This window comes from Citrobacter sp. Ct235, assembly GCF_030332305.1.
Taxonomy (GTDB): Bacteria; Pseudomonadota; Gammaproteobacteria; order Enterobacterales; family Enterobacteriaceae; genus Citrobacter_A; species Citrobacter_A telavivensis.
Window position 1 is genome coordinate 1 of the sequence record NZ_JAOWIC010000013.1, and the last position, 220, is coordinate 220.

Annotated in this window: 1 rRNA gene; it reads right to left on the reverse strand. The window is 40.5% G+C overall.

Annotation, left to right across the window (positions count from 1 at the left end):
* Positions 1-67 (reverse strand): 16S ribosomal RNA (locus tag OGY35_RS01035); the annotation flags it as partial.
* Positions 68-220 lie beyond the last annotated feature (153 nt).

Below are 220 nucleotides of genomic sequence, written 5' to 3' on the forward strand. Positions count from 1 at the left end.
GTTCGACTTGCATGTGTTAGGCCTGCCGCCAGCGTTCAATCTGAGCCATGATCAAACTCTTCAATTTAAGTTTGATGCTCGTAGAATTAAACTTCGTAATGAATTACGTGTTCACTCTTTGAGACTTGGTATTCATTTATTGTCCGAAGACATTAAGAATCCATGTCACTTTGAGTGCCCACACAGATTGTCTGATAAATTGTTAAAGAGCAGTGCCGCT